This window comes from Salinifilum aidingensis (assembly GCF_054782015.1).
Map to the genome: position 1 here is coordinate 119,649 of NZ_BAAGTH010000014.1, position 20,930 is coordinate 140,578.

Annotated in this window: 16 protein-coding genes and 4 tRNA genes; 9 read left to right on the forward strand and 11 right to left on the reverse strand. The window is 71.0% G+C overall.

From position 1 onward, the window contains the following. Positions 1 to 100: 100 nt before the first annotated feature. The 6 genes from ACYVJE_RS18640 to ACYVJE_RS18665 form a co-directional block, all read right to left on the reverse strand. Positions 101 to 1,015 (reverse strand): NAD-dependent epimerase/dehydratase family protein, encoded by a 915-nt coding sequence (locus ACYVJE_RS18640; protein WP_461145450.1) that lies wholly within the window; start codon positions 1,013 to 1,015, stop codon positions 101 to 103. A gap of 397 nt (positions 1,016 to 1,412) precedes the next feature. After that, positions 1,413 to 1,486 (reverse strand) — tRNA-Phe (locus ACYVJE_RS18645). 27 nt (positions 1,487 to 1,513) lie between these two features. After that, positions 1,514 to 1,590: transfer RNA gene (locus ACYVJE_RS18650), tRNA-Asp, on the reverse strand. A gap of 28 nt (positions 1,591 to 1,618) precedes the next feature. Beyond that, a tRNA-Glu gene (locus ACYVJE_RS18655) sits at positions 1,619 to 1,691 on the reverse strand. A 351-nt stretch (positions 1,692 to 2,042) separates the two neighbouring features. Next, on the reverse strand, positions 2,043 to 2,672 hold the full coding sequence (locus ACYVJE_RS18660; protein ID WP_461145451.1) for a TetR family transcriptional regulator: 630 nt from the start codon (positions 2,670 to 2,672) through the stop codon (positions 2,043 to 2,045). A 208-nt stretch (positions 2,673 to 2,880) separates the two neighbouring features. After that, positions 2,881 to 3,117, reverse strand: a complete 237-nt coding sequence (locus ACYVJE_RS18665) for a hypothetical protein (protein ID WP_459157564.1) — start codon at positions 3,115 to 3,117, stop codon at positions 2,881 to 2,883. A 480-nt stretch (positions 3,118 to 3,597) separates the two neighbouring features. Between ACYVJE_RS18665 and ACYVJE_RS18670 the strand changes: the two genes are divergently transcribed. After that, entirely contained in the window at positions 3,598 to 4,158 is a 561-nt protein-coding gene (locus ACYVJE_RS18670; RefSeq protein WP_461145452.1) for a hypothetical protein, read from the forward strand. Positions 4,159 to 4,312: 154 nt separating this feature from the next. On the opposite strand, the gene ACYVJE_RS18675 is transcribed toward ACYVJE_RS18670, so the two are convergent. The 3 genes from ACYVJE_RS18675 to ACYVJE_RS18685 form a co-directional block, all read right to left on the reverse strand. After that, positions 4,313 to 5,470, reverse strand: coding sequence for an acyl-CoA dehydrogenase family protein (locus ACYVJE_RS18675; RefSeq protein ID WP_461145453.1), 1,158 nt, complete (start codon positions 5,468 to 5,470; stop codon positions 4,313 to 4,315). Next, positions 5,471 to 7,525: an acetyl/propionyl/methylcrotonyl-CoA carboxylase subunit alpha gene (locus tag ACYVJE_RS18680; RefSeq protein WP_461145478.1), complete on the reverse strand. Its 2,055-nt coding sequence runs from the start codon at positions 7,523 to 7,525 to the stop codon at positions 5,471 to 5,473. It lies immediately after the preceding gene. Between the two features lie 87 nt (positions 7,526 to 7,612). Continuing rightward, entirely contained in the window at positions 7,613 to 9,226 is a 1,614-nt protein-coding gene (locus ACYVJE_RS18685; protein ID WP_461145454.1) for a carboxyl transferase domain-containing protein, read from the reverse strand. A gap of 83 nt (positions 9,227 to 9,309) precedes the next feature. On the opposite strand from ACYVJE_RS18685, the gene ACYVJE_RS18690 reads away from it, so the two are divergent. The 4 genes from ACYVJE_RS18690 (at position 9,310) to ACYVJE_RS18705 (ending at position 15,104) form a co-directional block, all read left to right on the forward strand. Continuing rightward, entirely contained in the window at positions 9,310 to 9,906 is a 597-nt protein-coding gene (locus tag ACYVJE_RS18690) for an SACE_7040 family transcriptional regulator (RefSeq protein ID WP_461145455.1), read from the forward strand. 801 nt (positions 9,907 to 10,707) lie between these two features. Beyond that, entirely contained in the window at positions 10,708 to 12,411 is a 1,704-nt protein-coding gene (ctaD, locus tag ACYVJE_RS18695; RefSeq protein WP_461145479.1) for an aa3-type cytochrome oxidase subunit I, read from the forward strand. 431 nt (positions 12,412 to 12,842) lie between these two features. Continuing rightward, complete coding sequence (locus tag ACYVJE_RS18700) at positions 12,843 to 14,093, forward strand: MFS transporter (RefSeq protein WP_461145456.1); 1,251 nt, start codon at positions 12,843 to 12,845, stop codon at positions 14,091 to 14,093. A gap of 180 nt (positions 14,094 to 14,273) precedes the next feature. Beyond that, positions 14,274 to 15,104, forward strand: coding sequence for an aldo/keto reductase (locus tag ACYVJE_RS18705; protein ID WP_459157570.1), 831 nt, complete (start codon positions 14,274 to 14,276; stop codon positions 15,102 to 15,104). A gap of 78 nt (positions 15,105 to 15,182) precedes the next feature. Here ACYVJE_RS18705 and ACYVJE_RS18710 read toward each other — a convergent pair whose 3' ends face one another. Next, entirely contained in the window at positions 15,183 to 16,337 is a 1,155-nt protein-coding gene (locus ACYVJE_RS18710) for an FAD-dependent monooxygenase (protein ID WP_461145457.1), read from the reverse strand. Positions 16,338 to 16,498: 161 nt separating this feature from the next. Here ACYVJE_RS18710 and ACYVJE_RS18715 point away from each other — a divergent pair, with 161 nt between their 5' ends. Next, a complete protein-coding gene (locus tag ACYVJE_RS18715) occupies positions 16,499 to 17,620 on the forward strand; it encodes a 5-methyltetrahydropteroyltriglutamate--homocysteine S-methyltransferase (protein ID WP_461145458.1) in 1,122 nt (373 codons plus the stop codon). Positions 17,621 to 18,089: 469 nt separating this feature from the next. After that, positions 18,090 to 18,704: a YigZ family protein gene (locus ACYVJE_RS18720; protein ID WP_461145459.1), complete on the forward strand. Its 615-nt coding sequence runs from the start codon at positions 18,090 to 18,092 to the stop codon at positions 18,702 to 18,704. Between the two features lie 83 nt (positions 18,705 to 18,787). On the opposite strand, the gene ACYVJE_RS18725 is transcribed toward ACYVJE_RS18720, so the two are convergent. Then, positions 18,788 to 19,363 carry a superoxide dismutase family protein gene (locus ACYVJE_RS18725; RefSeq protein WP_461145460.1) on the reverse strand — a complete coding sequence of 192 codons (576 nt, stop codon included), beginning with the start codon at positions 19,361 to 19,363 and terminating at the stop codon, positions 18,788 to 18,790. 132 nt (positions 19,364 to 19,495) lie between these two features. On the opposite strand from ACYVJE_RS18725, the gene ACYVJE_RS18730 reads away from it, so the two are divergent. Next, entirely contained in the window at positions 19,496 to 20,431 is a 936-nt protein-coding gene (locus tag ACYVJE_RS18730; RefSeq protein ID WP_461145461.1) for a DMT family transporter, read from the forward strand. 128 nt (positions 20,432 to 20,559) lie between these two features. Beyond that, a tRNA-Lys gene (locus ACYVJE_RS18735) sits at positions 20,560 to 20,635 on the forward strand. Positions 20,636 to 20,930 lie beyond the last annotated feature (295 nt).

Sequence of the window (20,930 nt, forward strand, 5' to 3'; positions counted from 1 at the left end):
GCGAGTCCCGGAGGCCCGCCGCTCCGACCGGTGGCCAGGGGTCGCGGCCGGAGGCCCTCCAGGCGGGAGCGGTCGCAACTGCGCGAACTCCTCGCCCGGGTCATGCCAGTTCTGCCTCGAAACCCCGCCGCCACGACGGGTACTTCGGCTCCCAGCCGAGCTCCCGCCTGGCCTTGGCGTTGGAGAAGCCGCGTCCCTCGGTCATCATGCCCACCACCATCTCGCCGGCCAGCAGGCGGGCCAGCCACACCGGGAGCCGCCGCGGCGGCTTGGCGCCGGCGCACCGCGCCAGGTGGGGGAGCCACTCGCTGACCGGCGCCGGCTCGTCATCGACGATGTTGAACAGACCTGCCGCCTTCTGCTCCACGGCCAGGACGGTCGCGCTGGCGGCGTCGTCGACGTGCACCCACGAGAAGTAACCCGTTCCTGCCCCGACCAGGGGGAACATCCGCTTGCGCACGAACTTGACCTGGTCGTCGTTGGCACCCGCGCCGTAGAACCCGCCGTAACGCAGCACCGCGCCGCCGGCCCCGACGACCGCGTCCTCGAGGTGGCGGATCGCCTTCGTCCCCTCGATCACCTCCAGGGGCTCCTCCTCGGTCTTGATTCGCCCGCCCTGGCGGAGACCGTTCATGCTCGCGTGCCCCTGCGCGACGACGTGGGAGACGCCGGCCGCATCGGCAGCTGCCAGCAGGTGATCGGTCCCCTCCGCGCGCAGCCGGTTGGTGGCGGCGAAGAAGCGCTCGGGCCTGCTGAGGTTCGGCTTGCCGGCGTGCTCGGTGGACAGTCCCGTCATCTGGTTCACGATCACGTCCGGCCGGGCCGCGGCCACGGCCTCACCGACAGCACCGCCGTCCAGCCCGTCCATCACGACGCCCTCGGCGCCCAGTTGCTCCAGCTGCCCCAGTTTGCCCGCGCTCGTCGTCGTCGCCGTCACCTGGTGCCCTCGGGCCACCAGCTGCGGCACCAGGCTCCGCCCGATGACCCCGGCACCGCCTGCCACGAACACCCGCATCGTGCCACGCTCCTCTCCCCGGTACGGCCCTCGACACCGAGACGAGACAGCGCTGCGGCTTGTGACGGGAAACGAACCGGAGGCCGTTGCAGCACCGAACCGAGCGGGGAAGAGCGCACCTGCGGCGGAGGGTGCGCGGTCTCACCGCCACGTCGCCCCGACGACCCCGCCCTGGTGATTCCCGCAGGTCCTGAACGGGACGCGCGGGAGATCACAGGCCACTCGGGGACCGCGGAGCAGCGCTCCGCGCGCATGACTGCGCTGCGCGCACGTTCCTGGAAGGCCGACCGGGCCGTAGCGGTTGTGAACCAGGAGTTCTGGCCCTCGAACTGAGACCAACGAGCGAGAAACGGCCCCCACGGGATTCCGTGGAGGCCGTTTTCGCAGCTCATCGCGGTGGCCAGGGGCGGGGTCGAACCGCCGACCTTCCGCTTTTCAGGCGGACGCTCGTACCAACTGAGCTACCTGGCCGTGCGGGGGCGGACGCACCGCCCGCTATGGCGACCCAGACGGGACTCGAACCCGCGACCTCCGCCGTGACAGGGCGGCGCGCTAACCGACTGCGCCACTGGGCCATGTTCATCGAACTCTTCAGTTATATCGTACCCCCAACGGGATTCGAACCCGCGTTACCGCCTTGAAAGGGCGGCGTCCTAGGCCACTAGACGATGGGGGCTTGGCCGTCTCGACCTTGCCTCCAACCGGCTTCCCGCTCGGGCTGCCTTCCGTTGGGAGCAGTAAAAGCTTACGACACCGCGAAGGCGGACTCGCACAGGGGGTCCCCCTTTCCCGCGAGATACCCCGAGAAAGCATGATGACCTGCACTTTTCCGCTCGCGCGGAACCCGCTGGGGCTCACCGAGCCGCCTCGCGGGCCCTTCGTCGCGACGTGTCGGGCTCGTTGGCGACACTGTGATCCGCAACTCATCCCGGTCGTCGCTGCGGCATGCCCGCTGCTCGGCGACCACCCCGCGCCGCGGAAGCGCCCACCGCGGAGCACTGCGGGCCGCCCCCGCGAACAAGCACGTCTAGCCGCAGAGCTCGGCTCGCACACCGGGGGCGGCCACTCCGCGCAGGAGAGCACGCCACGTCTCCGTCACGCGCGCGACGCCCCCCTCTCGCGGCGCCCCGTCGAACCAGAGACCGAGCAGCACATCGTGGACGAGGCGCGCCACCACGAGCGGATCCACCTCCGCGCGCAACTGCCCCCGCTCCGCGGACCGACGCAGCAATCGGGAGACCACGCTGCTCTCCGCAGCCGACACGAGGGGCAGCCGGACAACCCCTTCGGGGGCAGCGGACTCGGCAGGGGCGACATCGCACACGCAGGCCAGGTACAGCCCTGCGCAGACCCGCACATCACGTTCGAGCGCTTCCGCGGCGTCCCGGGTCAGCCCCACGGCCGTCGACAGGGGGTCGACACGCCGCGCGGCCCAGTACCGCCACAGCCGCGCGCAGACTTCCTCGTACTCACCGACCAGCGCACCGGCCACGGCTTCCTTCGAATCGAAGTGGAAGTAGAAGGCACCTTTGGTCACCCCGCTGCGCCGCAGGATCGCCCCGAGCGTGGCCCCCGGGTAGCCGATGCGCTCGAACTCCTCGGCAGCAGCCAGGAGGATGGCACCTCGCGTCACCCGAGCACGGCGCTGCTGGGGCATGCGCGGCTCCCGTGCGAGTTCCCGCTCGTGGACGACATAACCCACGAAAGAGTGATCAACTACGTCACGTGAAGTTACCGCGTCAGCATCGTGCCCGCACAACCGGTGCACACGGACGCCACGCACACGCGGGCGCGCGAGAAGACGCGTGCGCAGCACTGATCACGCTGGCGCCGCGCACCACCCGGGAAATCGCAACTCCACCGACTCAGCGCGCAGCCGGCGGAGTGCCGTCCTCGTCCGGGGTGAGGCCGAGCATGTCCAACAGCATCCGGCAGTCTTCGGCGTCGTGCGCGCCCCGCGCCACGGCAATGCGCGCGCGGTGGATCTTCTCCTGCGAAATCCGCGGGGAATCCCCCTCGCGCGGACCGGGCACCGCGGACGACCGCGAGAGGCTCTCGCCCTGCTGCAACAAGAATTTCCGCACGTCGAGCGACCCGTACATGATGCCTCCCCGGCTCGGGTGTCGGCCGCAGGCTATCCACAGGTTGCGAAGCCCCGCAGCCCCCCAGAGAGTGATTTACTATAAACGGAAAGTAATCAAACGGTTCCACGCACCCGGAATGGATCTTGCTGGACCTTCCCGGGTGGGGAGTCCACACTGGACCTCCTCGGCAGCCCCGCTGCCAGCACCGCGATACGCCCCATCGAAGCAGAGCAGCACCGAGCTCGCCGCGTGAGTCCCGGTGATGCACGACACGTCGGAAGCTCTCCGCCCGGCGCGGACGTCGGGCCGCACCCGCGCACCCTGTGCGAACGCGCCCACGCGTGCGAGACTCCACCCTGCTGACGCGGTCAGCCTCAGTGAGGATGTCCTCCACACCCCCGCGCTCCTCCCCCTGGCGCGGGGGTCTTCCTGCACCACGACGGGGTGACTCGCCGCACACGGACTCGTGTCCCGCAATCGAACCGTTATCGTGTGCGCGTGGCACTCGGACGCGCGAAGAGCAACCGCCGCCAGAAGGACACGGACTGGCAGGACGAACAGGTGGCTGAAGCCGACCATGAGCTGGACTCGTACCTCGCGGCGCTGACTCCCGAAGAAGACGTGGAGAGCACCGGCTCCGGGCGCAGGTTCGGAAACTCCCAGGTCTACCAGCTGCGCCTGCCGCTGCTCGCGAACGAGCGCCTCAAGGAGCTCGCCGCCAAGCAGGGCACTTCCCCAGCCGCGCTCGCGCGGGACTGGGTGCTGCAGCACCTCGCCGAACCCGACGGCTCACTCCAGGAACCCACGAACGAAGCAGCGCCCCGCTCGGCGCATTCGGAGCAACCCACGAGGACCGCCACGGTGCGCACCACCGACGCCCCCGGGGCGATGCCCGAAGAGCACGCCTGGCCGGAGCAGGACTTCGGCGTGGAAACGAGACCCGCCCAACCGCCGGTGAATCCCGACGGCGCCCACACCAGGACGTGGAGCGGGAACCGCCTGCCCGATCCCGAGCAGACCGAGGAAATCACGATCCCGCACGGCCAGCTCGGCCGCTGAGACACCGGTCCGCCCGGCTGCTGCGGTGGCTGCATCGGCGCAGGACGCGCACCTGCTGCAGCTCACCCGAGCGGCGGCAACCTGCCGCGCGACACCGCCCTCCACCCGCACCGGGCGGACCTCCCGCGATGGTGGAGCGGCCGCGGCGGCCCGGTCACCCCTCGACGCCGAGGTCCCGCGCGATGAGCATCCGCTGCACCTCGCTGGTGCCCTCACCGATTTCGAGGATCTTCGCGTCCCTGTAGAACCGCCCCACCGGGGTTTCGTTCATGAACCCGTACCCGCCGAAGATCTGGGTCGCGTCCCGCGCGTTGTCCATCGCCGCGTTCGACGAGGTGAGCTTGGCGATCGCCGCCTGCCGCCCGAAGGGGTCACCGCCGACCATGCGGGAGGCGGCGTCGTAGTAGGCCAGGCGAGCCGTGTGCGCCCGCGCCTCCATGTCCGCGATCTTGAACTGGATCGCCTGGTTCTTCCCGATCGGTCGTCCGAAAGCAGTGCGCTCGCCGGCGTAGCGGCGGCACTCGTCGACGCAGCCCTGCGCCAGACCAACCCCCAGCGCGGCGATCGCAACACGCCCCTCCTCCAGGATCGACAGGAACTGGGCGTACCCCTTCCCACGCGTTCCCAGGAGGTTCTCCGACGGAACGCGGCAGTCGGAGAACGACAGCGCGTGCGTGTCGGAAGCGTTCCACCCGACCTTGGAGTACTTCTCCGCCACCGTCAGCCCCGGTGTTCCCGCAGGCACGATGATCGTGGAGATCTCCTTGCCGCCGTCCTCCTTCTGCCCGGTCACCGCCGTCACCGTGATCAGCCCGGTGATCTCGGTTCCCGAGTTCGTGATGAACTCCTTGGACCCGTTGAGCACCCACTCAGCGCCGTCGAGTTTCGCGGTCGTCCGCGTTGCCCCCGCGTCGGACCCCCCGTCCGGCTCGGTCAGCCCGAACGCGCCGAGGATGGCGCCCGTGCTCAACCGGGGCAGCCAGGTGGCCTTCTGCTCCTCATCGCCGAAGCGGTACACCGGCATCGCCCCGAGCGACACCCCCGCCTCCAGCGTCACCGCCAGTGAGGAGTCCACACGCGCGATCTCCTCGAGCGCCAGGCACAGCGCGAAGTAGTCGCCGCCCATGCCCCCGTACTCCTCGGGCAGCGGCAGGCCGAACAACCCCATCTCCCCCATCGAACGCACCAGAGGGTAGGGGAACGCGCAGCGCTCGTAGTAGTCCCCGATCACGGGCGCGACCTCGCTGCGCGCGAACTCCCGCACGGTTTCGCACAGCTGCCGGTGCTCCGCATCGAGCCGGTGATCCACCATTCAAGCCTCCTCGACGGGTTTCACGGTCCCCAGAACCTGCTCGAGCCGCACCGAGTCACCTGCGCGGACGCTGACGTCGGCGACGAGTCCGTCGAACGGCGCGGAGATCGTGTGCTCCATCTTCATCGCCTCGACGACGCACAGCCGCTGGCCGGCGCGCACCTGCTCCCCCGGGGACACGTCCACGGTCAGCACGGTTCCCGGCATGGGGCTGACCACCGAGCCCTCGGACGCGCCCACCTCCGCGCTCGCATCGGTGAGCAGGTCCCGCTCGGCGATCTCCCACTGCCGGCCGTCGGCGGCGAGCCACGTCGCGTCCTCGGTCCGGGCCCAGCGGTACCGCCAGGTGCGGCCGCGCAGCGACAGCAGGAGCTCGGAACCACGCACCGCGAGGCTGACGGGAACGACCTCGCTGCCCGTCGCGGGCGCGTTCGCGGACGCATCCGCCCCCGCCTCGCGGTACTCGGCCGTCTCCACGGCGACCTGCGCGTCGTGCGCCCGTCCGCGCACGTACACGCGGCGCTCGCCCTCACCTGCGGAGAGGCGCCACAGGCTCCACGCGGGCTCGCCGAGACGCCATCCGCTCGGGACGGACCAGGGGTCGGTCACGCTCCCCGCCGGTTCCGCCGCGTGGCGCCGTTCCAGTGCAGCGGCGACGTAGACCGCTTCGGGCGCCTCCGGAGGCGAGGACCGCTCCCGCACCCGTTCGACCAGGCCGGTGTCGATGTCGCCGGAGCGCACGTCCGCGTCGGCGAGCAGCGTCCGCAGGAACGCGATGTTGGTGCGCACCCCCAGGAGGGCGGTCTCGGCCAACGCGGAGTCGAGCCGCAGCAGGGCTTCACCGCGGTCCGCGCCCCACCCGGCGATCTTGGCCACCATCGGGTCGTAGTCGGTGCCGACGACGCTGCCCTCCCGGATCCCCGAGTCCACGCGGACCCCCGGACCGTGCGGCTCGTGCAGCGCGTGCACCCGCCCGCTCGCGGGCACGAAGTCCTGTTCGGGGACTTCGGCGTACACCCGGGCCTCCACGGCGTGCCCGTGCAGGTGCAGCTGCTCCTGCCACCAGGGCAGCTGCTCACCCGCGGCGATGCGGACCTGCTGCTCCACGAGGTCGATGCCCCCGTCCCCGTCGAAGCGGGCCACCATCTCCGTCACCGGATGCTCGACCTGCAGGCGAGTGTTCATCTCCAGGAAGAAGAACTCCTCCGGCCGCTGCGCGGAGACGACGAACTCGACCGTGCCCGCACCGACGTAGTCGACCGCACGGGCCACCTCCGCGGCGGATCGCCCGATGCGCTCACGCTCCTCCGGCCCCAGCAGCACCGAGGGACTCTCCTCGACGATCTTCTGGTGGCGCCGCTGCAGGCTGCACTCGCGCTCGCCCAGGTGCAGCACCGTGCCGTGCGCGTCGGCGAGCACCTGGACCTCGATGTGCCGCGGCCGGGCGACGTAGCGCTCGAGCAGCATCGTCGCGTCCCCGAACGCGGCTTCGGACTCGCGGCGTGCAGCGGCGATGAGCTCGGGCCACTCGCCCTCCCCGGTGACCACGCGCATGCCCTTGCCGCCACCGCCCGCCGCGGGTTTCAGCAGCACGGGGAAACCGATGTCGCGGGCGGCGGCGAGGAGGTGGTCATCGTCCTGAGCCGCGCCGGAGTACCCGGGCACCACGGGCACACCTGCCGCGGAAACGGTCTCCCTCGCCCGGATCTTGTTCCCCATCGCGTCGATCGCCTCGGCCGGCGGCCCGATGAACACCAGGCCCGCCGCCTCGCACGCACGTGCGAACTCCGCGTTCTCCGAGAGGAACCCGTACCCCGGGTGCACCGCCGCCGCACCGGTGCGCTGCGCCGCGTCCACGAGCCGTGCGATGTCCAAGTAGCTCTTCTCGGCAACGCTCGGCCCGAGGTGCACGGCGACATCGGCCTCCCGCACGTGGGCCGCGTCGCGATCGGCATCGCTGTACACGCCCACCGAGCGGATGCCGAGCCGGCGCAGCGTGCGCATCACGCGCACGGCGATCTCCCCGCGGTTGGCGACGAGGACGGTGTCGAACAAGCCCACTGGTCCACTCCTCCCGGCACTGCGTTCCGGTACTGCCGATGCCCCCACGTCACACCTGCGCTCGCATCACGTGCGAGGGCGTCACATCCGGAAGACCCCGTACGAGGCGGGGTCCAGCGGCGCGTTCGCCGCCACCGACAGGGACAGCCCGAGCACGTCCCGGGTCTGGCGGGGGTCGATCACCCCGTCGTCCCAGAGGCGGGCGGTCGAGTAGTACGGGTGCCCCTGGTGCTCGTACTGCTCCCGGATGGGCTGCTTGAACTCCTCCTCGTCCGCGGCCGGCCAGTCCTCGCCGCGCTGCTCCATCTGCTCGCGCCGCACCGTGGCCAGCACCGAAGCCGCCTGCTCACCGCCCATCACCGAGATGCGCGCGTTCGGCCACATCCAGAGCATCCGCGGCTCGTAGGCCCGCCCGCACATCGAGTAGTTGCCCGCGCCGAACGAGCCGCCGATCACGACCGTGAACTTGGGGACGCGGGCGCACGACACCGCGGTGACCATCTTCGCGCCGTGCTTGGCGATACCGCCGGCCTCGTACTCCTTGCCGACCATGAACCCGGAGATGTTCTGCAGGAACACCAGCGGAGTCCTGCGCTGGTCGCACAGCTCGATGAAGTGCGCCCCCTTCTGCGCGGACTCCCCGAACAGGATCCCGTTGTTCGCGATGACGCCCACGGGGTGCCCGTGCAGGCGCGCGAAACCGGTCACCAACGTCGTGCCGTAGTCCGGTTTGAACTCGGCGAAGCGGCTGCCGTCCACCAGCCGCGCGATGATCTCGCGGACCTCGTAGGGAGTGCGCGTGTCCGGTGGCACCACGCCGTACAGGTCCCCGGGGTCGACCGCGGGCTCCTCGGCCGCGTGCACCTGCCACGGCGCCTCGGCGGGCGGCCCGAGGGTGCTCACGATCGTGCGCAGCTGGCGCAGGGCGTCGGCGTCGTCGGCGGCGAGCTGGTCGGCCACGCCGGAGGTGTGCGTGTGCAGCCGCCCGCCGCCGAGCTCCTCCGCGCTGACCTCCTCGCCCGTGGCCGCCTTCACCAGCGGCGGCCCGCCGAGGAAGATCGTGCCCTGGTCGCGCACGATGACGGCCTGGTCGCTCATCGCCGGCACGTAGGCCCCACCCGCGGTGCACGACCCGAGGACCGCCGCGAGCTGCGGAATCCCGCGGGCCGACATCGTCGCCTGGTTGTAGAAGATGCGGCCGAAGTGGTCCGCGTCCGGGAACACCTCGTCCTGCCGCGGCAGGAACGCCCCGCCGGAGTCCACCAGGTACAGGCAGGGCAGGGCGTTCTGCAGCGCGACCTCCTGCGCGCGGAGGTGCTTCTTGACCGTCATGGGGTAGTACGTGCCGCCCTTGACGGTGGGGTCGTTGGCGACGATGACGCACTCCCGTCCGGCGACCCGCCCGATGCCGGTGATGATGCCGGCGCCGGGCGCTTCGTCGTCGTACATGCCGTGCGCGGCCATCGGCGAGAGCTCCAGGAAGGGAGCTCCCCGGTCGAGCAGCCCGTCCACCCGGTCGCGCGGCAGCAGTTTGCCGCGCTCGACGTGGCGCGCCCGCGCCTTCTGCGAACCTCCCGCGCGCACGGCGTCGAGCCGCGCGCGCAGATCCGCGGCGAGCCGCGCGTGGTGCTCGGCGTTGCGCTGGAAGTCCTCCGCGTGGACGTCCACCGCGGTGCCCAGGACGGGCGCCTCCATACGGCTACCTCCGCAAAGCGCGTTAGTACGCGTTAACGCGGCTATGTTAACGTGCACTAACTCACTCGTCTAGCATCGCAGCCATGGACCCATCCGCGCAGGAATCCCGCCGCACGCAGATCCTCGCCGCGGCCGCGGAGCGCTTCGCGCAGTACGGTTTCCACGGCGTCGGCATCGACGACATCGGAGCCGTCGTCGGCATCAGCGGGCCCGCGCTGTACCGCCACTTCCGCAGCAAGGAAGCGGTGCTGGCCGAAATGCTCACCGGCATCAGCGAACGGCTGCTGCACGGGGCGCGCGAACGCGTCGGCCTCGCCGCGGACAGCGGCGAGGCGCTGGACCGGCTGCTGCGCTGGCACGTGGAGTTCGCCCTCACCGACCAGGCGCTGATCACCGTGCAGTTCCGCGACCTCGACAGCCTCGCGGAACCGAGCCGGCGGCAGGTCCGCGAGCTCCAGCGCGAGTACGTCGAGGTGTGGGCCGACGCGATGCGCGCGCGCTACCCCGGGATGCCGGCCGACACCGCGCGCGCGACGGCGCACGCGGTGTTCGGGCTGATCAACTCCACGCCGCACAGCGCCCAGCTCGACACCGAGGCCATGACGGGACTGCTGCACGGCATGGCGTGGGCCGCCCTCGAGCGGGCCGGCCAGGCGCCTCCCGCCGCGGAGAGCGCCTGAGGAGGCGCCCCGGGCCGCCCGAGCACCGCGCCACGCGAGACCGCCCGCCATCCGCCGCACCGGGACGGGACGCCGCTGCGCAGACGAGCGGGCCCTCCCCGGACGAGCGGGACGCCCGACCCGCCACGGGCCCGCGAGCTGCGCCTCCACTGTGGAGTTGTCAAGGTCCGCCGAACACGTTTCACAACACCCGTGCGACAGCACGCCACCGCACGGCGGCCACCGCACCGGACGGTCGAGCACAGCGCCGGATGATCACAGCACCGGGCGACCACCGGGCGGTGCGGCCGGCCACTCCGCCCGGCGAACGGGCGGCGCGGCACGCACCTGGTGGCGCCCGGGCCGCGGTGCCGGACCTGCGCAGCACCGCCACCGGGCGCACCGCCGCCGGCGCGCGCCCCGCTGCCCCGCCCGCAGCAACCCCTCCGGCCGCAGCGACCTCCACAACACCTGCTGCACCTGCGACCACCGCAGCACCTGTGATCACGTGCACTCCTCCGCTCGTCATGGCCCCAGGATGTGCGGAGCGAACAGCAGTTCGCCAGCACGTCGACCGCGTTGCACACCATCGTGCGAACTCCAGTTCGACATGCATCAGCCCGGCGCGCTCGGTTGCGTGCGATCGCTGCCCGAGGAGACTGGGTGGACGCCGACCGCTACCGGGCGAGCACGCGCGGTGTCGACCGCACCCGGATCGGCCCCGCCGATCCCCGTCCGGTGTCGGCCCCGCGTCCCAGGTTCCGGAGGTGCGTGTTGACCACCACTCCTACGACGACACCGGCCCCGACCCGGCCGCACGCGATGCCGCGCGGGAACAAGGGCGCGTTCCTGTCGTGGATCTACACGACGGACCCGAAGCGCATCGGGATGCTCTACCTGGCGACCTCGTTCGGGTTCTTCCTCATCGGCGGCTTCATGGCGCTGCTGATGCGCGGCGAACTGGCCTACCCGCGCCTGCAGTTCCTGTCGCAGGAGCAGTACAACCAGCTGTTCACCATGCACGGCACGATCATGCTGCTGCTGTTCGCGACCCCCATCGTGTTCGGCTTCGCGAACGTGATCCTGCCGCTGCAGATCGGCTCGCCGGACGTGGCGTTCCCGCGGCTGAACGCCTTCTCCTACTGGCTGTTCCTGCTCGGCGGCCTCATCGTGCTGTCCGGCCTGCTCATGCCCGGGGGCGCAGCCGACTTCGGCTGGACCGCCTACGCACCGCTGTCCCGCCCGGAGGCGAGTCCCGGGATGGGCGGCAACGTGTGGATCGCGGGGCTGCTCGTCTCCGGCCTCGGCACCATCCTCGGCGCGGTCAACATGATCACCACGCTGGTGTGCCTGCGCGCCCCCGGGGTGACCATGTGGCGGCTGCCGATCTTCTGCTGGAACATCCTGGTGACGAGCTTCCTGATCCTGCTCGCCTTCCCCATCCTCACCGCGGCGCTGATGGGGCTGCTCGCGGACCGGCACCTGGGTGCGCACGTGTTCGACCCGGCCAACGGCGGGGCGATCCTGTGGCAGCACCTGTTCTGGTTCTTCGGCCACCCCGAGGTCTACATCGTCGCGCTGCCGTTCTTCGGCATCGTCACCGAGATCCTGCCGGTGTTCAGCCGCAAGCCGCTGTTCGGCTACACCGGCCTCGTCTTCGCGACCCTGCTCATCGGCGTGCTCTCGGCCGTGGTGTGGGCGCACCACATGTTCGCCACCGGCGCGGTGCTGCTGCCGTTCTTCGCGTTCACCACGTTCCTCATCGCCGTGCCGACCGGCATCAAGTTCTTCAACTGGATCGGCACGATGTGGCGCGGGCAGCTGACGTTCGAGTCGCCGATGCTGTTCTCCGTCGGCTTCCTCATCACGTTCCTGCTCGGGGGGCTGACCGGCATCCTGCTGGCCTCGCCCCCGCTGGACTTCCACGTCACGGACACGTACTTCGTCGTGGCGCACTTCCACTACGTGCTGTTCGGCACGATCGTGTTCGCCGTGTTCGCGGGCATGTACTTCTGGTTCCCGAAGATGACCGGCCGGATGGTGGACGAGCGGCTGGCCAAGCTGCACTTCTGGCTGACCTTCATCGGCTTCCACACCACGTTCCTGATCCAGCACTGGCTGGGCAACGAGGGCATGCCCCGCCGCTACGCCGACTACCTGCCCTCGGACGGGTTCACCACGCTGAACGCGATCTCGACGGTCGGCGCGTTCATCCTGGGCGCCTCGATGCTCCCGTTCCTGTACAACGTGTTCAAGAGCTACCGCTACGGCACCATCGCGAACGTCGACGACCCGTGGGGGCACGGCAACTCGCTGGAGTGGGCCACCTCCTGCCCGCCACCGCGGCACAACTTCACCGAGCTGCCGCGCGTGCGCTCGATCCGACCCGCGTTCGAGCTGCACTACCCGCACATGGTCGAGCGCCTCGAGAGCGAGGCGCACGCCGGGCTCGGCCCGCGGGAGCGGGGAGCGGCGGAGGAATCGGGCGAAACACCCGATTACGGGCGTAACCCCGAGCGCGAGTAGCCCCACCGATCGCGCGGGTCCCGAACGCCCCGGACCCGCGCCCCGGATGCGGTGCACTCGCCCGGAATGAGCAACGGGCAAAAATTCAGCCGTTCTTCCGCAGGAACGAGAGCGCGGACGCGCCGTTTTGGCGATGCGCACAATGCTCCCCGAACGGGTTTGTGCACGGTGCCGCGAGGCCCGTCCCACATTTCGTCCACAATGGGCACTGATCGCGCCGGGCGCGGATCTTTCCCGTTTTCACGCAGGTCAGCGACGTGGCGCGGTTCATATTCGCTGGGGGAACACGGCGTGGACGATCTATCGTTGAGGACGTCCGGGGAGCGCCACCGTTCGTCGTCTTCCTGATTCTTCACCGCCTCCGCCGCAGCGAGAACCGCACCGGGCGGAGCTGAACGCACCAGTACGGCACTCGTTCAGGGGAGACTTCTGTGCCCGTTGCACTGCTAGCACTGGCCATCGCCGCATTCGGAATCGGCACGACCGAGTTCGTCATGATGGGGCTGCTGCCGGAAGTGGCCTCGGCCATGCACGTGTCCGAACCGGTCGCCGGCAGCTACATCTCGTTGTACGCGCTCGGCGTGGTGATCGGCGCACCGCTGTTGACGATCGCCGGCATGCGCGCCCACCGCAAGACCATGCTGCTGAACATGCTGGTGCTGTTCACCATCGGCAACCTCGGCTCGGCGTTCGCGACCAACCACGGCATGCTGCTGGTCACCCGCTTCGTCTCCGGGCTGCCGCACGGCACGTTCTTCGGCATCGGCGCGGTGGTCGCGGCCAGCCTGGTGGCGAGCCACAAGCGCACGCAGGCGATCTCGATGATGTTCATCGGCCTGACCGTGGCCAACATCGTCGGCGTCCCGGTCGGCACGCTGCTCGGCCAGCAGCTCGGCTGGCGCTGGACCTTCGGGCTCGTCGCGGCCATCGGCCTGGTCGCGCTGATCGCGGTGGCCGCCCTCGTCCCGCAGCAGCCCAAGCCGCAGAACGTCAGCCTCAGCGGGGAACTGCGCACGTTCCTGCGCGGCCGGATGTGGCTCGCGTTCGGCGTGGTCGTCTTCGGCTTCGCCGCGACGTTCTCCTTCTACAGCTACATCAAGCCGGTCCTCACCGGCATCACCGGCTTCACCCCGACCGCGGTGACCGTGCTGCTGGCGGTGTTCGGCGTGGGCATGACCGCCGGCACCGCGCTCGGCGGCCGGCTCGGCGACATCGCTCCGATGTGGACGCTGTGCGCGGGGCTGGGCGGACTGGCCGCGAGCCTGGCGCTGTTCACCGTCACCGCGCACAACGCGGTGCTGGCCACCGTCAACGTGTTCCTCATCGGCGCCACCGCGTTCACCGCCATGCCGAGCATCCAGGGGCGCATCCTGGACCTCGCCAAGGACGCCCCCGCCCTGGGCTCGGCCAGCATCCAGTCCACCTTCAACATCGCCAACTCGCTGGGCGCCTCCGCCGGCGGTGTCGTGCTCGGCGCCGGGTTCGGCCTGCTGTCGCCGAGTTGGATCGGTGCGGTGCTCGCGCTGGCCGGGCTCGGGTTCGCCGTCGTCTCCGTCTGGTCCGACCGCCGTCCGCAGCACGCCCCGGAGGTCGTGGCCTCGCACCGCACGGAGGGCGGTGGCGAGCAGGCTGCCGCGGACGCGGCGGAGCTCGCCGACGCGCGCGGCGGAACGCGCGGCTGACCCGCCGGCGCTCGGGTACCGCGCCCCCGCCGCGCGGCACCTGGGTGGGCCGCTGCCGCACGGCGCGGGCGGCCGAGGACGGAACGCTCCCCCGCCGTCCACCGGTACGGTGAGACGTGCAGGCCGCATCGCGACCATCTCGGGCCGCACGACGCAACTTTGGCTGAGGAGAGACAACACATGGCTCAGGTTCCGAACATCACGCTGAACACGGGTGCGTCCATGCCGCAGCTGGGGTACGGCGTGTTCCAGGTTCCGGACGACGAGGTCGTCGAGCCCATCCTGACCGCGCTGCGCGCGGGGTACCGCAAGATCGACACCGCCGCCGTGTACGGCAACGAGGAGGGCGTCGGCAAGGCGATCGCCGACTCCGGCCTGTCGCGGGAGGACCTGTTCGTCACCACCAAGCTGTGGAACGACCGGCAGGGCTACGACAGCACGCTGCAGGCGTTCGACGAGAGCCTCAACAAGCTCGGGCTCGACTACGTCGACCTGTACCTGATCCACTGGCCGCTGCCCGCCAAGGACCGGTTCGTCGACACCTGGAAGGCGTTCGAGCGGCTGCACGACGAGGGCCGCGCGAAGGCCATCGGCGTGTCCAACTTCCACGTGCCGCACCTGCGCCGGCTGTTCGAGGAAACCGACGTCGTGCCGGCGTTGAACCAGATCGAGCTGCACCCGAACCTGCCGCAGCCGGAGCTGCGCGCGTTCCACGCCGAGCACGGCATCGCCACCGAGGCGTGGAGCCCGCTCGGCCGGAACAACGGCCTGCTGGACAGCTCGACGGTCACCGCGCTGGCCGAGAAGTACGACAAGACCCCGGGGCAGATCGTCCTGCGGTGGCACATCCAGCTGGGCAACGTCACCATCCCGAAGTCGGTGACGCCCGCGCGCATCGAGGCCAACATCGACGTGTTCGACTTCGAACTGGCCGAGGACGACATGCAGGCCATCACCGGCCTGGAGACCGGTGAGCGCGTCGGCCCGAACCCGGAGGAGCTCAACGGCTGACCGGAGCGCACCGGCACACGCGAGGAGCGGGGGACGCACCTGGTGTCCCCCGCTCCTTCCGCGTGGTGCGCTGCGCGTTCAGGCCGGGTGGAACCGGGGGCGCGGCGGCGTGAGACCGCGCAGCACGCTGCTGCCCGCGCGCAGCGACACGACCTGGCTGCGGGTGGCGATCCAGCGGGGGAGCTTGCCGAGGCGCTGCAGCGGCGTGTTGCGCTGCGCCGCGGTGAGCGCCGCCGTGCGGGAGACCTTGCGCACCAGCGGCAGGCGCTCCTGCTCGTAGGCCCGCAGCAGCGGTGCGGGCTCGCCCTCGCCGCGGGTGAGGCACTCGGCGAGCACCCACGCGTCCTCGATGGTCTGGTTGGCGGCCTGCGCCACGGCCGGCGGCATGGCGTGCACGGCATCGCCGAGCAGCGTGGTGCGCTCACCGCCCCACACCCGGGGCACGTCGTGGCGGATGTGCGGGAAGAAGCTCAGGTCCTCGTCGGTGACGCTGGCGAGCAGCTCCTCGACGGGTTCCGGCCAGCCGCGGAACACGCGCCGCAGGTCGGTGACCGAGGCGACCGGGTCGCCGTCCTTCCAGGGCATGTCGAACCACCAGTGCAGCAGGCCGGAGCCGCTGGGGATGAGCCCGGCGTGCGCGGCGCGCCCCGCGATGTTCAGGGTGCGGTTCCCGCGGGTGACGGGCAGGTCGGTGGCGGTGAGCCCCTGCCAGCTGGCCCAGCCGGTGGGGCGGGCGAGGCGGCCGCCGACGACCGAGCGGCGCACCGCGGAGCGCTGGCCGTCCGCACCGATGAGCACGTCGCCGGTGGCCTGGCTGCCGTTGGCGAACGTCGCGACCACCCGGTCGGGGTGCTCCGCGATGCCCACGCAGCGGCGCCCGAAGTGCACCGCGCCGGCGGGCAGCTGCTCGCCGAGCTTGCGCATCAGCACCCGGCGCGGGATCTGCACGGTGGGAGCGCCGAGCTGCTCGGTGACGGCGTCGAGGTCGGCCTCCCACAGCAGGCGGCCGGAGTCGGTGAGCGAACGGAGGCTGTGCAGGCGCCGACCGGCCCGTTCGATGTCGACGCCCAGCTCCCGCAGCGCAGCGGTACCGTTGCTCCACATCGTGATGCCGGCCCCGCCGGTGCGGTAGCTCTCGGCGTGTTCGAAGACCTCGACCTCGTGCCCCCGGGCGAGCAGCCCGTTCGCGATGGCGAGTCCTCCGATTCCGCCCCCGATTACGAGAACACGCATCGTCTCCATCCGTGGGTCAGTAGCACGTCGTTGCTGTCATGTTATCCACCTTTCGAGGTTCCTCCCCGGCTGCTCCACCACGAAGCGTGCTGCAAGTCACCTTTCCGCTCCGTTGATCAGCACCCTGGTCAGGTGCGCACGCGGCCATTAGGTTGCCGGACATGAGTCCACGCATCACACCTCCGTTCCGGGCCGATCACGTCGGCAGCCTGCTCCGGCCGCAGCGCCTGCTCGACGCGCGTTCCGAGCACGCGGCAGGCCGGCTGTCCGACGCGCGCCTGGCCGAGATCGAGGACGAGGCGATCGCCGAAGCCGTCGCCGCGCAGGAGGACGTGGGGCTGTTCAGCGCCACCGACGGCGAGTTCCGCCGCACCTCGTGGCACATGGACTTCCTCTACCAGCTCTCCGGTGTGTCGAAGGCGGCGGACTCGGAGCTGCAGGTCCGCTTCCACAACGCCGAGGGGGACGTCGAGTTCACCACGCCGGACCTGCGGGTGGACGGCGAGGTCGGACTGGAGCGCACGATCTTCGGCGAGGCCTTCACCTACCTGCGCGAGCAGGCGACGACGGCGACGCCGAAGCTGACGATCCCCTCACCCGGGATGTTGACCTTCCGCGCCGGCAAGACCGCCCTGGACGAGGACGTCTACCCCGACCCCGCGCAGTTCCGCGCGGACCTCGCCGCGGCCTACCGGCGCCAGGTCCGCGCGCTGGCGGACCTGGGCTGCCACTACCTCCAGCTCGACGACACGAGCCTGGCCTACCTCAACGACCCGCGGCAGCGCGAACAGCTCGCCGCCCGCGGCGGTGAGGCCGAGCACGAGCACGAGCGCACGATCGAGCTCATCAACGAGGCGCTGCGCGAGAGGCCGCGGACGATGGCGGTGACGACCCACATGTGCCGCGGCAACTACCGCTCCTCGTGGGCCGCCACGGGCGGCTACGACTTCGTCGCCGAGCAGCTGTTCAACGAGCTGGACGTCGACGGGTTCTTCCTCGAGTTCGACGACGAGCGCTCCGGCGGGTTCGCACCGCTGCGCTTCGTCCCGCGGGACAAGGTCGTCGTGCTCGGCCTGGTCACCACCAAGACCGGTGAGCTGGAGTCGAAGGACCGGCTCAAGCGCCGGATCGAGGAGGCCGCCCGCTACATCGACCTGGACCAGCTGTGCCTGTCGCCGCAGTGCGGCTTCTCCTCCACCTCCGAAGGCAACGAGCTGACCCGCGAGCAGCAGGCCGCCAAGCTCCGGCTCGTCGTCGAAACGGCCGCCGAGGTGTGGGGCTGAACGCGGGTCCTGGGAGTCGAGCACGAGCGCGGTGCGCCCGAGCGGGGCCGCGCGGACCGGGCGGGCGCTCGCCACCGGCAGGTCCCGGCGCGAGCGCCGGCGGGCGCGGCCACCGCCGCTCAGGCCGCCGTTTCCAGGAACTGGCTGGCCACCAGACCCGGCTCGGAGTCCCCGTCGAACCGCACCCACAGAACGGGGTCGTCGAAGACCTCCGGAAGCCCCGTGGCCGCTTCCGTCACCGTGCCCACCTGGTCCCGAAAGCGACCGAACGTGGCACGTACCCGCGCACCGGGCTCGAACGGACTCGCTGCCTGCTCCATGGGAATCGACCGTACGTGCCTCCGCGGGAGGGGTGGTAGCCGCGTCCACGAGATGTTGACTGCACCACGGTGACCTGCGAACGCGCTGCCCTGCCGCGAAACCGCCGGTGAGAGGATCCCTGTCGACGTCGCCGCCGACAGGGAGCCACATGCGCACGCTCAGGCAGACCGGAGAGCACGAGACCGAGATCAAGAAGTCCCGGTTCCTCTGCTCCCTCACCCCGGTCACCAGCGAGCAGGAGGCCCGCGAGGTGATCGCGCAGCGCAAGCGCGCGCACCACGAGGCGCGGCACAACTGCTCGGCGTTCGTGCTGGGCGACCGCGGCGAGGTCCAGAAGTCCAGCGACGACGGGGAACCGGCCGGCACGGCCGGCGTGCCGATGCTGGAGGTGCTGCGGCGCAACGAGATCACCAACGCGGTCGCCGTGGTCACCCGGTACTTCGGCGGCGTCCTGCTCGGCGCCGGCGGGCTCATCCGCGCCTACGGCGGGGCGGTCTCGGAGGCCCTGGAGGTCGTGGGGACGGTGCAGCGCCGCCCGGTCCGGGTGGTGTTCGTCACCGCCGACTACGCCACCGCGGGCAAGCTGGACAACGAGCTGCACTCCGCGGGCCACCACGTCGCCGGGGTCGAGTACGGCGACCGGGCGCGGTTCCACGTCCACGTGCCGGAGGAATCGGTGGACGAGCTGCGCTCGTGGCTCGGCGAGGTGACGGCGGGCGCGGCCGAGGTCGAGCTCGGCGAGGTGCTGTTCGCGGAGGTGTGAGCCGCGAGCGCCCGCCGCCGGGGCGCGCCCGGACGGCGGGGCGGAGCCTCCCGGCAACCGGGGCGGGCAGGCGCGGCGCCGCCTCAGAAGTCGGCGTTCATGCAGGCCAACCGGTCACCAGCTTCACCTGCTTCGCCGGGGGCGGTGAGCGTGTGGTGCTCGTGGATCACGAACGAGTTGGCCATCCGGCCGCGGAGCTGCCAGTCGCCGTGCTCGACGACCGTCGCGTTGCCCGCGGCGTCCGTGGTGAAGTCGAGCCACACCTCGTTGTCCGGGTTGGCGTACTCGGGGTTCGTCGAGGGCTGCTCCGGGTCGGGGACGTCCTGGAAGTGCGGGCCCGCGTCCGAGCCGGACGGGCCGCAGGGTTTGGTGTGCACGTGCGCGCCGTACTCGCGGTTGGGTTCGAGCCCGGTGAGCGTCACGACGATCTTGGTCGAACCGTCGGGCAGGGGCTGCGAACCGAGGTGGCTCGTGGCGCCTTCCGGAACGCGGTCGTCGTAGGTGATGGCGTTCGCCCCCTCCGCGTACGGCTGGTACACGCCGTGGGAAAACCGGGGGGTCAGATCTCCGGGATGGGTGGGAGCAGCGGCGGCGGGGGCTGCCGCGCCCAGGGCGCACAGGGCGGACGCCGCCGCGATTGTCGTGATTGCGCGTGTCATGCCCGAAGCCTCCCGCACCGTGATCGACTCGTCCAAGGAATCACGCCAACGGAGGACCCCGGCGCGTCGCGCCGGGCTCGACCGGAACGTCCCGCGCGAGAACACCGCCGAATCCCGTTCTAAAGTGCCCGGATGACCTCCGAACGGGTGAGTGCAGGGCCTGATCGCACGTGGGTGGTCGCCCTGGCGACGGCGATGTGGGGAACCGACGCGCTCTGGCGGATGCCGCTGGCCACGAGCCTGCCGTCCCCCTCGGTCGTGCTGGCCGAGCACGTCATCATCGTCGCCCTGCTGTCGCCGTTCCTCCCCCGCGCGTGGCGCGCCTGGGCGGCGTGCGCGTGGCGCGACCGCATCGCCGTGCTCGCGCTCGGGGTCGGCGCCTCGGCCCTGGCCACCTCGCTGTTCACGATGGCCTTCCAGGCGGGTGATCCGGTGACCCCGCTGGTCCTGCAGAAGATGCAGCCCATCTTCGCCGCGGTCGCGGCGTTCCTCGTGCTGCGCGAACGACCGCAGCCGCGGTACTTCCTCTTCGCCGCGCCCGCGCTGCTCGGCGCGTGGCTGCTGGCGTTCCCCGATCCGTGGCACGTGCGCGTGGAGCAGCTGCTGCCCGCCCTGCTGGCCCTGGGCGCCGCGGCGCTGTGGGCCTCGGGAACGGTGCTGGGACGTGCCGTGTCGGCGAAGCTGTCCTACCGCGACGTGACCGCGCTGCGCTTCTCCACCGGACTGCCCGCAGCTGCGGTCATCGCGCTCGCCACCGGTTCGCCGGTGGCCGTGGGCTGGGGCAACGCCTGGGGACTGCTGCTGCTCGCGCTCATCCCCGGCCTGATCGCGCTGCTGCTGTACTACTTCGGCATGAGCACGACGCCGGCGGCGCGCGCCACCCTGGCCGAGCTGGCCTTCCCCGCCACGGCGGCGCTCATCGGAGTCGTCCTGCTCGGCGAACCGATGACGGCCAGCCAGTGGCTCGGGTTCGCGCTCGTCGTCGCCATGGTCACCGGGCTCGGCTGGCACGAGCGGATCAGCGAGCGCACGAGCATCCGGACCGAACCGGAGGTGCAGCCGCGCTGAGGACCGCACCTCCGCTCGGCGGGCCGGCGCGGAACGCGGTGGGCGCGGGGCTTCCCGACGCGCCGCCCCGTCCGGGACCCTGTGCGGATTGTGCTGAGTGAGCGGTTAAAGTTGTCCACTACCGGTGCGGGCCGTTAGCTCAACTGGCAGAGCAGCGGACTTTTAATCCGCGGGTTCGGGGTTCGATCCCCCGGCGGCCCACCAAATCCCCAGGTCAGACGACCTGGGGTTTCGTGCGGGGTGGTCCGACTGGTGCAGTTTTGGTGCACTTTTCGTCGCGCTACTCGTCGAGCAGCACCCCTTCCAGCGCATCCGCGGCATCGCGGGTCGGCGCCTTGCGGCCCATGTGCGATCGCGGCCGACACCGGCGCCGATCCCGACGCCGTGGAGACGACCTTCCGCACCGTGATCACCTCCTTCATCGATGCGGAACTACGCATTCACACCGAGTCTGAGCAACTCCCGCAGCGCACAGTCCCAGAGTGCGTGTGTTCGGAAT

Excerpts from the sequence above, each read along its gene's own strand:
- ACYVJE_RS18640 (WP_461145450.1), bottom strand. The coding sequence starts at position 1,015 with ATGCGGGTGTTCGTGGCAGGCGGTGCCGGGGTCATCGGGCGGAGCCTG.
- ACYVJE_RS18660 (WP_461145451.1), bottom strand. The coding sequence starts at position 2,672 with ATGCCCCAGCAGCGCCGTGCTCGGGTGACGCGAGGTGCCATCCTCCTG.
- ACYVJE_RS18665 (WP_459157564.1), bottom strand. The coding sequence starts at position 3,117 with ATGTACGGGTCGCTCGACGTGCGGAAATTCTTGTTGCAGCAGGGCGAG.
- ACYVJE_RS18675 (WP_461145453.1), bottom strand. The coding sequence starts at position 5,470 with ATGGTGGATCACCGGCTCGATGCGGAGCACCGGCAGCTGTGCGAAACC.
- ACYVJE_RS18685 (WP_461145454.1), bottom strand. The coding sequence starts at position 9,226 with ATGGAGGCGCCCGTCCTGGGCACCGCGGTGGACGTCCACGCGGAGGAC.
- ACYVJE_RS18690 (WP_461145455.1), top strand. The coding sequence starts at position 9,310 with ATGGACCCATCCGCGCAGGAATCCCGCCGCACGCAGATCCTCGCCGCG.
- ctaD (WP_461145479.1), top strand. The coding sequence starts at position 10,708 with ATGCCGCGCGGGAACAAGGGCGCGTTCCTGTCGTGGATCTACACGACG.
- ACYVJE_RS18705 (WP_459157570.1), top strand. The coding sequence starts at position 14,274 with ATGGCTCAGGTTCCGAACATCACGCTGAACACGGGTGCGTCCATGCCG.
- ACYVJE_RS18710 (WP_461145457.1), bottom strand. The coding sequence starts at position 16,337 with ATGCGTGTTCTCGTAATCGGGGGCGGAATCGGAGGACTCGCCATCGCG.
- ACYVJE_RS18715 (WP_461145458.1), top strand. The coding sequence starts at position 16,499 with ATGAGTCCACGCATCACACCTCCGTTCCGGGCCGATCACGTCGGCAGC.
- ACYVJE_RS18720 (WP_461145459.1), top strand. The coding sequence starts at position 18,090 with ATGCGCACGCTCAGGCAGACCGGAGAGCACGAGACCGAGATCAAGAAG.
- ACYVJE_RS18725 (WP_461145460.1), bottom strand. The coding sequence starts at position 19,363 with ATGACACGCGCAATCACGACAATCGCGGCGGCGTCCGCCCTGTGCGCC.
- ACYVJE_RS18730 (WP_461145461.1), top strand. The coding sequence starts at position 19,496 with ATGACCTCCGAACGGGTGAGTGCAGGGCCTGATCGCACGTGGGTGGTC.